The sequence below is a fragment of the Calothrix sp. PCC 7507 genome (assembly GCF_000316575.1).
Taxonomy (GTDB): Bacteria; Cyanobacteriota; Cyanobacteriia; order Cyanobacteriales; family Nostocaceae; genus Fortiea.
On sequence record NC_019682.1, the window covers coordinates 2,890,840 to 2,904,046 of the forward strand.

The 13,207-nt window shown below is 42.8% G+C and carries 9 protein-coding genes and 1 CRISPR repeat array (1 of these 10 cut by a window edge); of the genes, 6 read left to right on the forward strand and 3 right to left on the reverse strand.

Translation table 11 applies throughout. The features are described from left to right. Nucleotides 1-4: 4 nt before the first annotated feature. The gene (locus tag CAL7507_RS12295) at nt 5-916 is read right to left on the reverse strand and encodes a bestrophin family protein (RefSeq protein WP_015128799.1); all 912 of its coding nucleotides are present in this window, start codon (nt 914-916) and stop codon (nt 5-7) included. A gap of 684 nt (nt 917-1,600) precedes the next feature. Between CAL7507_RS12295 and CAL7507_RS12300 the strand changes: the two genes are divergently transcribed. Continuing rightward, nucleotides 1,601-1,870, forward strand: coding sequence for a hypothetical protein (locus tag CAL7507_RS12300; RefSeq protein WP_015128800.1), 270 nt, complete (start codon nt 1,601-1,603; stop codon nt 1,868-1,870). 229 nt (nt 1,871-2,099) lie between these two features. Here CAL7507_RS12300 and CAL7507_RS12305 read toward each other — a convergent pair whose 3' ends face one another. Further along, the gene (locus CAL7507_RS12305) at nt 2,100-2,549 is read right to left on the reverse strand and encodes a hypothetical protein (RefSeq protein ID WP_015128801.1); all 450 of its coding nucleotides are present in this window, start codon (nt 2,547-2,549) and stop codon (nt 2,100-2,102) included. 215 nt (nt 2,550-2,764) lie between these two features. Here CAL7507_RS12305 and CAL7507_RS12310 point away from each other — a divergent pair, with 215 nt between their 5' ends. The 4 genes from CAL7507_RS12310 (at nt 2,765) to CAL7507_RS12330 (ending at nt 7,047) form a co-directional block, all read left to right on the forward strand. Further along, nucleotides 2,765-3,277, forward strand: coding sequence for a hypothetical protein (locus tag CAL7507_RS12310; RefSeq protein WP_015128802.1), 513 nt, complete (start codon nt 2,765-2,767; stop codon nt 3,275-3,277). 5 nt (nt 3,278-3,282) lie between these two features. Next, on the forward strand, nt 3,283-3,561 hold the full coding sequence (locus CAL7507_RS12315) for a hypothetical protein (RefSeq protein WP_015128803.1): 279 nt from the start codon (nt 3,283-3,285) through the stop codon (nt 3,559-3,561). 198 nt (nt 3,562-3,759) lie between these two features. Further along, nucleotides 3,760-5,769: a serine/threonine-protein kinase gene (locus CAL7507_RS12320; protein WP_015128804.1), complete on the forward strand. Its 2,010-nt coding sequence runs from the start codon at nt 3,760-3,762 to the stop codon at nt 5,767-5,769. Between the two features lie 531 nt (nt 5,770-6,300). Then, entirely contained in the window at nt 6,301-7,047 is a 747-nt protein-coding gene (locus CAL7507_RS12330) for a DUF561 domain-containing protein (protein WP_015128806.1), read from the forward strand. A gap of 220 nt (nt 7,048-7,267) precedes the next feature. Here CAL7507_RS12330 and CAL7507_RS12335 read toward each other — a convergent pair whose 3' ends face one another. Then, nucleotides 7,268-8,416, reverse strand: coding sequence for a DegT/DnrJ/EryC1/StrS aminotransferase family protein (locus tag CAL7507_RS12335; protein WP_015128807.1), 1,149 nt, complete (start codon nt 8,414-8,416; stop codon nt 7,268-7,270). A gap of 350 nt (nt 8,417-8,766) precedes the next feature. Here CAL7507_RS12335 and fetB point away from each other — a divergent pair, with 350 nt between their 5' ends. After that, on the forward strand, nt 8,767-9,543 hold the full coding sequence (gene fetB / locus CAL7507_RS12340) for an iron export ABC transporter permease subunit FetB (protein ID WP_015128808.1): 777 nt from the start codon (nt 8,767-8,769) through the stop codon (nt 9,541-9,543). A gap of 273 nt (nt 9,544-9,816) precedes the next feature. Continuing rightward, nucleotides 9,817-13,207: direct repeats of the CRISPR family, unit length 35 nt; unit sequence GTTTCCATCCCCGTGAGGGGTAAAGGAATTAAAAC (it continues 446 nt past the right edge of the window).

Consider the following 13,207-nt stretch of genomic DNA (forward strand, 5'->3'; position numbering starts at 1 on the left):
GTTTTCAATTCATGAAATTATCCTGGGGCGCTCGCAGACTGGGACTCAGGTTGATTAAATCCTCGATATTGCGCTTCATTGTATTGCAAATTGCATCCAGAGGTAAGTCGTTAGCATCATAACCAAAGGGGTTTTCTATCTCTAACCCAATGGCTTCAATACCAAACAATGTGAAACTAACTAAAGCAGAAATTAACCCTGTCCACCAACCTAGACTCTCTACCATTTGAAATGGCAACAACAGACAATACAGTAATAATAATTGCTTGAGGTGAATGGCATAAGCTAGAGGCATCGGTGTTTTTAAAATTCGCTCACAACCGCCTAGATTATCTACCAGATTATTCAATAATTCTTGTATAGATGTTAATTGATAGCTATTTAGGCAGTTGCGATTGTACTGCTGATGTAAATAGTCTCCTATCCAGAAAGCCACCTCTAGAGGAGGATTATTCATGCTTTTTAGTTTCAAATACATGGATGAAGGCATTAATGCTTCTAACTCACCATCTATCGCTTCTCCTCGTAAATGCAATTTAGTAGCCACAGCAAAAGCTACTAATAACCGTAATGCTTTAATTTTATCTTCTTTATCTTCTGGGTTAATTTCATCAATGGACACCCATATTTGTCGGGCTAAATTTCGGACATTATTTACTATAGAACCCCAGCATTTTCTGCCTTCCCAAAAGCGTTCATAAGCTGTGTTTGTCCGAAAAACTAATAATAGTCCTAAAACAATACTAGGAATGACGCTTCCTAAAATAGGTTGAGAAACAGGCAATTTTAAATAATAAAGTACAGAAATTACAACACCGAAAATTCCACACCATAAAATACGTTGATAAATTGCTGCAAGTACTGAACCTCTAATCTGTAACGCCATTTGAAACCATTGCCCTTTTTCTGTTGCCATGCATTTTACCTAGAGAATTTTTAAATAGCCAATCAGATGAGGATTGGTTAATTTATGAATAATAACTCTACTAGTAGCAGAATTGACAACAGTAATTCCATAGAATTTGCATTGGTGAGGCAAAGACAATATACGCTGGATTGGGAATTCAGAAATCAGGAGTTAGGAGAATTCTAGATTCTGGCTACTGACTCTTTTTCGTTTAAAGATGCGAGTTAAGCGCCAAATAGCTTATTTGCATAGATAGTAGCTTGAATAGCAGATAATGCCAGTATGGAGGCGATCGCTATGCAAAAAACCGCTCTTCAGTGTAAGTAATTTGGCACAATCAAACCAAACTGTGTGAAGAAAAGTAAACAAGACTCAAACCTTCTCTCCCTCTGCTCCCTGCTCTCTGCGTTATCCCAACAATAATTATTTACGCCGGATTACCCAGGTACTCGTGTTGTAATATACCTCAATTTCAGTGATACTGATGGGTAACTTACTTGTTTAATTGCTGATGCTTTGAGGATCAAGCAGGTGCGATCAGATCACGTTATGGATCTGGTATACGTGCGAGTAATTTAGGAGTCTCCACTTTAAAATATACTGTTATTAGTTGTTGAATACTAGCAAAATACAAAAGCGATCGCTCTTGTTTTCAGGAGGAGCGATCGCTAATACTATGGAAGGATAAAGATAATGCATAATACCAATGGCAGATCATCCACCACCAAAGACTTTGTCAAGAAAAACTGGAAATTTACAGAAGTATGGATAGACTCAGTCTTATCCCCACCATATATTCTTTTGTTACTTTGTGATGGTGAAGAAAACTGTCAAATTTATGATCCGGCTCAAGGATATAAAATTGTATTTTCCTGCAATAACTATGATGAAGCCAAATGGTGGTTAATCGAAGATGGATATAAGCTGATTGAAGGTAGGCTGATAGTTTCACAATTAACCTGAATTTCCAGAGATTTATTAGGTATAAAGTTAGAGAGCGAACACCTCTTTTTACTAGGGTGCCAGATAATTTGAGACGAGCTAAACAAAAAGCGATCGCTTGCCAAACTTCCAATACAAGTAAGTTAAGGAAAGTTATTTTTGGTAGAAGTAAGAGGAGATGAGAAAGGGGGATGATCAAGTGAACTTTTCTTCTTCCTCAGCCCCCTTACTTTCAAGAATTGTCGGAGATTTATTTGATTGTTACTGTATCGCCCCTTCTAGAATACTGTTTGCCAATATATGCAGCATACTGACTTGATGCTGCGCTAACACTACCAATTTGACCACCAGAACTAAAATCATGGCTGCCTTGTAGTGTAATATTTTCTGGTGGTTTCTTACCTTGAAAGAATATTGTTGTTGTGACTATAGCTGTATTTTGGGCATCAGTACCGCCATTAACAATCCTTTTAAAGCTGGCATAATTAGCAGTTTGCTTACCATTTTGAACTACCTTACCTCCCTCAAATTGCCATCGTCCTGCACTATCGTCAACATTTTGCAAAGTACTACGCTGTAATTGCAGTTGCAGTGCAGCTGGTTGTGCCATTACTACTGATGCAGGGACAGCACAGCAGGCAGCTGCTACTAATACAATACCCAAAGTGTCTGTAACTCGCATTTCTTTTAATCTGGTCATAGGACTTGTTTTCCTCTAGGATGACAAATATATGCTCATAAATGTCTGCAATTTAAGTGCGTAATAGCTTAACTGTTGGCGGAGTAACAGTGCGATCGCCCAACATCTGTCATCGATGGTTTCCATTGTTACATTTTCTTAGTGGGCAATCATACTTAGCATAGGTCTTGTGATATTGTGGGAGCGTTTAAGAGAATTTGTAAGGAAGAATTTGCGTGAAATTGCAGTCCGCCTCCGTAAGTATTGGGTTAAGCGTTCTCAGTAACTTATTCTCAGTCGCGCCCCTCCCCAGTCTTCAATTTAATTCATCACGAGTTTTTGCCCAAGACGCTACCTCTTCATGTCCTTTGCCAGAAGCGATCGCTGTTACTTTTCTTAACTCTCAATGTCAGGAAGTTAAACTAAAAAAGCAAAAGACTTTTTATCGCTACTATAGTTCTACTGAGAACAAATATGGTAGGTATTTAACAACTGATAGATATAAAACTAATCTAGAAGTTATTAGAAATCTAGCTCTCAATCAAGAATGGGGTAATAAAGCCACTACCATCCTCAGAGTCACTTTGCCAGCAGGAACAACAATTTATCAAGGCATTGTTGCTCCTCAAACCCCCACAAAATGCTATCCAGGTGGTGGTCAACAGACTTTTATTCAAGATTCAAAAGACCCAAATATCAAGTGGGTTGAGGGAAAAAATCTAATTATAGAAAGTTTCAGTTGCCCATAAAATTTATGAAAAATAACACAACAGAGTTTATCAAACTCATCGATCAAGCTCTGGAAATTGCCGAACATACCTCTACTGAAGCAGGGAAACAAGAGCGTTTAAACAAGGCGATCGCTACCCTAAAATCTATTAGAAGCCAGACGCTAGCAGGTAATCTGGAACCATCAGGAGGAATTTCCACTCTTGGGCTAGCGAGTGGAGTAGCTGATTGGATTGAGCCATTAGATTCACCATTATTAGCAGCTGTAGGTGCGATAGAAGAGCATTACCAAAAACACCTTTAGTGGTCTGGCTCAAAACTTTTGAGATATTCGTAGTCAACACTTTAGAGCTAAAAAAATCAAGGACTAAAGTCTTTACTACAAACACAGATGACTATAGTAACTTCTGTGAGCAAAATTTAATAGAATAGCGATCGCGTATACGCAATAATGCTCAGGAAATATTTATCATAAATGACAACGGCTGATAGATGCCCAATTATGATCTACTGCCTCAATCCCAGTTGCAATCAGCCTCTCAACCCTGATGGCATAGTTTTCTGCCAAAGTTGTGGGACAAAACTAATACCACTGCTACGAAACCGCTATCGAATTATTCAGCCATTGGGAGGCGGAGGGTTTGGTAGAACTTTTTTGGCAACAGATGAAGATAAGCTCAAAGCACGTTGCGTTGTCAAACAGTTAGCACCTCAAATCCAAGGTACTAGCGCTCTACAGAAGGCGACTGAACTGTTTCACGAAGAAGCACAGCGTCTGGAACAGCTAGGAGAACATCCCCAAATTCCCACCTTATATGCCTATTTTGGACAGGATCATTACCTGTATTTAGTGCAACAGTTCATCCAGGGACAAAGTTTACGACAGGAATTACAACAGGGACTTTTCAGTGAGGACAAGATTTGGCAATTGTTGCGGGAATTATTACCTGTGCTGAAATTTGTCCATGAAAATCGGGTAATTCACCGCGACATCAAGCCAGACAATATCATGCGTCGCGCCCCTCAAGAAACCAATTCTCCTTATCCAGGAGGACAGCAGAGCAACTTAGTCCTGATTGATTTTGGTGTCGCCAAGCATATCACAGTCGCCTCTGTAGAACACACAGGTACGAGCATCGGTTCCCAAGGCTACGCACCGATGGAACAAATGAAGTATGGTTTTGCCTACCCAGCTAGTGACTTATTTAGTTTAGGTGTGACGTGCTTAACTCTGCTGACAGGAATTCATCCCTCTCACTTATATATGGAACATGGCTACAGCTGGGTGACACACTGGCAAAAAAATCTGCAGTCGCCAATATCTGCAAAATTGCAGCATGTATTAAATAAGCTTTTACAAAGAGAACTTGAGTATCGCTATCAATCAGCAGATGAAGTCCTGCAAGACTTACAGCAAGCGCCACAAAGTGCATCATTACCTCTGACGCCGTTGCTACCAGAGATAAGGCAAAAATCGCCAATTATAGCTGAAACCGTAATTCAACCGCCAATCCGACTACCCAAAATCCAACTCATACAGAAACTAATATTGGGGTGTGTTCTCCTATTTTTAGGGTTTGGGAGTTATTTGTATTGGCAAAGATTACCCCTCAATGGACATACAGGTGATGTTAATTCTCTGTCCTTTCGTCCATTACCTCCATCTCCTACTCAAAACCAAATTTCTCTGTTGGGAGAAACTTTAGCTAGTGGTAGTGATGACAAAACTGTGAAAATCTGGGACTTAAAGCAGAGGAAGGAACTCCATACTCTCAGAGGACATACAGGTAAAGTTTATGCTGTTGCCATTAGCCCAGATGGTCAAAGTGTTGTTAGTGGTAGTGATGACAAAACTATCAAGATATGGGATCTCAACACGGGAAAAGAAAGACATACCCTGACTGGACATCAAGGCTTAATTAGTTCTGTGGCTATCAGCCCAGACGGCCAAACTATTGTTAGTGCCAGTTACGACAAAACTATCAAAACCTGGAATCTCAATACAGGGGCAGAAATTCGCACCTCCAAGGGCCATTCAGGAGAGATTTTAGCTGTTGCTATTAGCCCCAATGGTGAGAAAATCGTCAGTGGTAGCGCGGATAAATCTATTAAAATTTGGCACTTAAAAACCGGAAAAGAAATACTCACAATTCCTGCTCATACACTTGATGTCAATGCCTTGGCTATTAGCCCCAATAGTCAGTTGTTGGTAAGTGGCAGCGATGACAAGACAGTGAAACTGTGGAACCTGAATACAGGCAAGGCAATTCGCACCTTTGAAGGGCATTTAGCTGATGTGAATGCGATCGCATTTAGTCCCAACGGTGAATATATCGCCACAGGCAGTGATGACAAGACTGTGAAAGTGTGGAACCTATATACAGGCGAGGCCATAATTACCTTCACAGGGCATTCTGCAGAGGTTTATGCCGTTGCTTTCAGTCCTGATGGTAAAACTTTAGTTAGTGGCAGTAAGGACAAGACTATCAGAATTTGGCAAATACCAGATTGAGTCTCGGTGAGGGGTAGGGTGTTGACTTTGTTGGAATTTTCCCGTTTTTGGTTCGTACTATTTCTGTGTCCGTGTAAAGTCTCCTGATTGTCATTGCTTCGCTCCGCTCGCAATGACTACACAAATTTTGCATGAATTTTTATCACCTAAAAAGGCACAGAGTCAACACCCTAGTACCGCAAGGCGGAAGTCAAAAGTCAAAAGTCAAAAGTCAAAAGAATTGTATTCCAAGCTCTTGCGCCATTTGAAATGGTATGTTTATTTACGCCGCGCTGTACTAGTGGTTTGTCAATTTTGTTTTGAGGGGTTTTTGGTAGTGCGGGCCGAAAAGCCCGCGTGAGCGAGACGCTCACACTACAGTCCCTCATTTCAACCCTGACAGACTACTAGGTGAGGGGTGCTTTGAGAATATGCCAACTCCGTGAGCATTTGCAGCAGCGGCACAATCCAGCGTAAATAAGTGGGTTCAGTGTCGATGCCATCGACTCATTGTAGAATATACCTTACTTTCGTAGCTTCAAAAAACGAACTATGACAATGCATTCTTCACTCCAACGTGCATTTACTAACCGCCATGTCCTGAAAGTGATTAGCGGTTTAAATAACTTTGACGCTTCTCGCACGGCTGCTGTCGTTAAAGCCGCTGATTTGGGCGGTGCTACTTTTGTGGATATCGCTGCTGATCCCGCTTTAGTACAATTGGCAAAAACATTGACTAATTTACCAATCTGTGTGTCGGCAGTAGAACCAGAAAAGTTTGTCCAGTCTGTGGCAGCTGGTGCTGATTTGATTGAAATTGGGAATTTTGATTCATTCTATGCTCAAGGACGGCGCTTTGAGGCTCTGGAAGTGCTAGAACTCACTCGCCAAACCCGCGAGTTGCTCCCAGAAATCACCTTATCTGTCACCGTCCCCCACATCCTGCCACTAGATCAGCAGGTACAACTAGCAGAAGAACTGGTGAAAGCTGGAGCCGATATTATCCAAACCGAAGGCGGTACCAGCAGCAAGCCAAATCACCCTGGAACTTTGGGATTAATCGAAAAAGCTGCCCCCACTTTGGCAGCAGCCTTTGAGATTTCCCGCGTTGTCTCAGTGCCAGTATTGTGTGCTTCTGGCATTTCTAGCGTCACTGCCCCACTAGCGATCGCCTCCGGTGCTGCTGGCGTTGGCGTCGGTTCCGCCATCAATCAACTCAACAGCGAAGTCGCCATGATTGCCGCTGTGCGTAGCTTAGTAGAGGCATTAGCAGCAACAAGAGTGCTGGTTGGGGAATAGGCAGGGGGTATTGGTGTCAACGTAAGCCCCAGCGAATGGAATTCGCGGCTATACAAACAAAGCCCACCTGCGTGGGCTAAGAAAAAATTAAGGTTTTTTAACCCACGGAGGTGGGTTTTGCCTGTGTAGTCGCGGTTTATAACCGCCTTTTTAGCGTTAAGTTGACACCAATGGGCAGGGGGAGAAGATTACTAACTCTTGACTCTTGACCCTTGACTTCTTACTCCAAACTATCCTTCAGAGCATAAATCACCTGATCTTGCTGTTGGGTTGTCAGTTCAGGGAACATGGGCAAGGATAAAACCTCATGACAGGCTTGCTCGGCTACTGGCAATTGTCCTGGTTGATAATCTAGATGTTGATAAACTGGTTGCAAATGCAGAGGGTGGGGATAGTAAACCGTTGAGTTTACACCCCGTTCTTGTAGTTGACTACGCACCGATTCCCGATATGCGGCACTAGAGCCATTCTGCCCTTGACTGGAGATGCGAATAGTATATTGATTCCAGACGCTCACACCTCCAGTTAACTCTTGGGGTGTGACTATACCAGCAACTTGACTCAGAAACTGGTTATAGTAAGTGGCGATCGCCCGCCGTTGTTGATTCCAATCATCGAGATGAGGCAGTTTAATAGCCAGAATCACTGCTTGGATGGCATCTAAACGGCTATTGACACCAATTTCTTCATATTGATAGCGATTTCTCTGTCCATGCTCTTTGAGTATCCGCAGCTTGGCAGCGATCGCTGGATCATTAGTTGTAATTGCGCCACCATCACCACAAGCACCGAGATTTTTGGTTGGGTAGAAACTAAAACAACCGATGTGTCCAATGCTGCCAACTTTTGCACCACCCCAACTAGCTCCTGTAGACTGAGCGCAATCTTCAATTACTGCTAAATTGTGAGATTGAGCGATCGCCATCAGCGTCGTCATATCGACAGGTTGCCCAAACAAGTGAACTGGGATAATAGCTTTGGTTTTGGGTGTAATTGCCGCCGCTACTTGCTGCAAATCTATATTCAACGTAGTAGCATCAATATCCACAAAAACCGGCTTTGCACCCACAGCACTGATTACCTCGGCTGTAGCTACGAAGGTGAACGGTGTAGTAATTACTTCATCTCCTACACCAATCTCTAAAGCTCGTAGCGCGAGAAACAGAGCATCAGTACCCGAATTACAAGCTACACATGCTGTCACACCATGATAGGCAGCAAACTGTTTTTCAAAACCTTCAACCAAGGGACCGCCAATATAACGACCAGAAACCAAGACATCTAACACAGCAGCACTCACCTCTGTTTCAATGGTGGTGTATTGCTGTTTGATATCAAAGGCTGGGATGGAATTTACGCTTTGGATCATGAGTTTTCATAAAACCTTTCGATACATGTGGAAACCCATGCCTTCTGGGTATGGGAGGAAACATGAACGGGTATTGTAGCCCGTCAAAAATTATTTTATGGGTAAGGTTAGCACTTGCTAACAAAAACAGTGAATCGTATTTAGGACTTACGCAACTGGTATAAGAGTCAAGAGTCAAGGGTCAAGGGTCAAAAATCGAAGTTTTTTGGACTTTTGACTTTGGACAGCCTCTACGAAAAAAAATATGGCACTTGCGTAAGTCTTAGTATTAACCAAGATCCCACACCTCGAATCAAAGTTCCAAGTGTGAGGAATGTTTTAATTAAAACCACTGAGGAGGGAGAAAATCAATGCCAGAACTGATCAAGCTAGATGTAGTTGATTTAGCGATCGCTGTAGGATTAATGGCGATCGCTATTAGTTTATCTGCATGGGAAAAATTAGGACTAGAGTTGAACTTAGCCCTCGCTACTGGCAGGACTATCTTACAGCTACTCGTCTTAGGATACGTTTTCGACTTCATCTTTGCTTTGAACAATGCTTGGGCAGTTTTGGCGATTTTAGCAGTAATGCTGACGATTAGTGCGATTGTCGCCCGAAACCGCATCAGCCAAAAAGTTCCCCATGTGCTGCCTTGGGTTTGGGGATCAATTTTAGCCAGTACTGCGCTGACTGTGCTTTACACCAACTGCTTAATCATTCAACCAGAGAGATGGTACGAACCACGATATGTGATTCCCTTAGCCGGGATCGTCTTAGGTAACGCGATGAATGCTGCAGCGATCGCCGGTGAGCGGCTTGTTAGTACTATTAATGCATCGCCATTGGAAATCGAAACCCATTTGAGTTTAGGTGCAACCCCCCAGCAAGCAGTGAGTCAATATCGCAAAGATGCCATCAAAGCCGGATTGATTCCTACCCTCAATCAAATGATGATTATTGGTATGGTTGCACTACCCGGAATCACCACAGGGCAGTTATTAGGCGGAGTCAATCCTCTAGATGCTGTATCTTACGAAATTTTGATCATGTTTATGGTGGCTCTAGCTAACTTACTGACCACACTTTTAGTTACGAAGGGACTGTGTCGTCAGTTTTTTAACTCAGCCGCACAGTTAGTGAGGTGAATTAAGAAGTAAAAAGTAAAAAGTAAAAAGTAAAAAGTAAAAAGATAATCCCCATAAATAAATTTAAGTGCCTCGTCGAAGATTCACTCTCGTTAACCCTTCAATGGTCTTACCAAGTGCGTTAAGTCCGCTTTTCGGCTGGCAGATTTTACGCATTTCCCTATAGCTTTGAGACATCGCAGTTACCCGCTATGCCCCTTCGGGCGGGTACTGGCATAGACATTTGCCTGGAGTATTTCGATACTCACTCACTCTCATGTGCGATTGATAGTCGCACCCATCCCCGTGAGGGGTAAAGGAAATAAAACCGGGGTATCGAGCTAAAGTATTTGAAATTCTTCCTTTGTTTCCATCCCCTCACGGGGTAAAGGAATTAAAACGTGCGTCAATTCCACTCAACGGAGCTTTCGGATCTTTATGGTTTCCATCCCCTCACGGGGTAAAGGAAATAAAACCATGCAGAAGACTGTACCAAGGGAGGGTTTAACATTTGTTTCCATCCCCTCACGGGGTAAAGGAAATAAAACAGCTCGGAGAAAAAGACAAAAACATATTGCTAAGTGCAGTTTCCATCCCCTCACGGGGTAAAGGAATTAAAACCAAAAACTCTTACATTTCTATACCCGGCATTAACACTGTTTCCATCCCCTCACGGGGTAAAGGAATTAAAACTCTGAAATCTCAAGACTATCAACTGATTGTAAACCTGTTTCCATCCCCTCACGGGGTAAAGGAATTAAAACCACTGGGTGAGGAGGTGCTAGCTGAAATAATCTCACCAACAAGTTTCCATCCCCTCACGGGGTAAAGGAATTAAAACTCAACACTAATGGTCAGACACTGACAGAGGTGAGAGAGAAGTTTCCATCCCCTCACGGGGTAAAGGAAATAAAACACCCAACTTGCGTGCTATTTTAGCTGGAATTATAATAGGTTTCCATCCCCTCACGGGGTAAAGGAAATAAAACCTGTTGAAGGGCATCCGCGAGATGACCTCTGGAAACTGGTTTCCATCCCCTCACGGGGTAAAGGAAATAAAACTGGAGGAATAAGGTACTCGGAGGGTTCGTGAATAGGTTTCCATCCCCTCACGGGGTAAAGGAAATAAAACGCTTGGAAACTGGGGCTTGTCAAGACCCACCCATAGGCGACAAGTTTCCATCCCCTCACGGGGTAAAGGAAATAAAACACTGCTCAGTTTCCTCTAGTAAGAGGTGTAGGAGAAAGGTTTCCATCCCCTCACGGGGTAAAGGAAATAAAACCGTTTCTGTTCACAAACTTGGGGTAGGAAGCTGTCACATGTTTCCATCCCCTCACGGGGTAAAGGAAATAAAACCAGGGATGGAGACTTTAAAGTTTCTACCGGCGCTTTAACGGTTTCCATCCCCTCACGGGGTAAAGGAAATAAAACCAGGATTTACCCGAACAATAATGCAGCAGCATATTAGTTTCCATCCCCTCACGGGGTAAAGGAAATAAAACTATCGGCTTCCAACCGATGAAGCATGGAACAGATTCTGGTTTCCATCCCCTCACGGGGTAAAGGAAATAAAACTACTGAGGAAAAAATTCAGGAAGTTTATGATGGAATTGGTTTCCATCCCCTCACGGGGTAAAGGAAATAAAACTGTTTATTCTGTGGTTCAGAGATGACTTAGGAAAAAATGGTTTCCATCCCCTCACGGGGTAAAGGAAATAAAACTTGAGTTTTTTACTGAACTCAAAAAACCAGAAAATAAGTTTCCATCCCCTCACGGGGTAAAGGAAATAAAACCAGTTAACTTGATTAGAGATTCTAATGCTAACAGTATTGTTTCCATCCCCTCACGGGGTAAAGGAAATAAAACCGATCTCGTTGAAGAGAATCGCATACGACGCATCCAAAATGTTTCCATCCCCTCACGGGGTAAAGGAAATAAAACGGCAACACCGCACTTCACCGTGCGGCGCGACGTCTCGGGTTTCCATCCCCGTGAGGGGTAAAGGAATTAAAACAATTTTTAGGGGAATTTCTACCCCTCTAAAAAACCAACTTAGTTTCCATCCCCGTGAGGGGTAAAGGAATTAAAACACTATTTGGAAGGTGGAGATCAAAAAAACCAACTTAGTTTCCATCCCCGTGAGGGGTAAAGGAATTAAAACTTTCTGATTTCATCTTGCAACCAACAGGCACTGTAATCAACAGTTTCCATCCCCGTGAGGGGTAAAGGAATTAAAACGAGTTCAAAAAGACGTGCAAGGAAATCCAAACGACAGAAATGGTTTCCATCCCCGTGAGGGGTAAAGGAATTAAAACAAGTGCAAAAAGCACTTTCTTTGACTCATTAAGATTTAACGTTTCCATCCCCGTGAGGGGTAAAGGAATTAAAACAAGTCTCCAACCAAGTCGCCGAACTCGGCGCATTGGGTTTCCATCCCCGTGAGGGGTAAAGGAATTAAAACGACTTCGAGAACGCGGCACGCTCCCTTGAGTGTGCTTGTTTCCATCCCCGTGAGGGGTAAAGGAATTAAAACTGGGTATCAGAATTTTTGTCTGAACCCGAAACCAAAGATGTTTCCATCCCCGTGAGGGGTAAAGGAATTAAAACTGACAAGGAGTTTTCCGCTCCTTGCCTGAAAGGCGAAGGTTTCCATCCCCGTGAGGGGTAAAGGAATTAAAACAATCATCACACTCGCGTGTAGTGTGCTGGCTTTTTATATTTTGTTTCCATCCCCGTGAGGGGTAAAGGAATTAAAACAGCGTTCAAATCAGCAACGGTCGCGTGATTGTTGAGTTTCCATCCCCGTGAGGGGTAAAGGAATTAAAACTTCTTGTAACCTGTTGGGAGAATTTCACAACGAACCTTATATAGTTTCCATCCCCGTGAGGGGTAAAGGAATTAAAACAGTTACCAAATGGCAATACTGTGTTCTGCGAAGAACAGTTTCCATCCCCGTGAGGGGTAAAGGAATTAAAACTCTTCTTTCTCAATTCATCGGTTTTGCAGGACACTGGTTTCCATCCCCGTGAGGGGTAAAGGAATTAAAACATGGCACCATAAAATTTGGTGCTTGGTCTATTGCAAGGTTTCCATCCCCGTGAGGGGTAAAGGAATTAAAACATTGAGGGAACAAAGTTCCCCCGCAACCCACTGTTTCCATCCCCGTGAGGGGTAAAGGAATTAAAACTGGATTGGGCGCAAAACAACAATCAGCCGTTGCTGATGTTTCCATCCCCGTGAGGGGTAAAGGAATTAAAACAAGATTTCAAGAACGCATTGAAACAAACGTTTCAAGATGTTTCCATCCCCGTGAGGGGTAAAGGAATTAAAACTTTATGGGACTATTAATCTTGTAGGATGGACTGGAGGGTTTCCATCCCCGTGAGGGGTAAAGGAATTAAAACGAGGGTATTGAAGGGCAACTCCAAGTTGCCACTCGCCATGTTTCCATCCCCGTGAGGGGTAAAGGAATTAAAACAGCAAACAGAAGCTGGGCAACAAGGCGCAGGGACAGAAGTTTCCATCCCCGTGAGGGGTAAAGGAATTAAAACAACTTTGAAAATCGTTTCTGAAGAGTCCGTAAAAGTTTCCATCCCCGTGAGGGGTAAAGGAATTAAAACGTTTTTGAAGTGTGTGCAGCCAAAGTAGTTTCTTCTGACAGTTTCCATCCCCGTGAGGGGTAA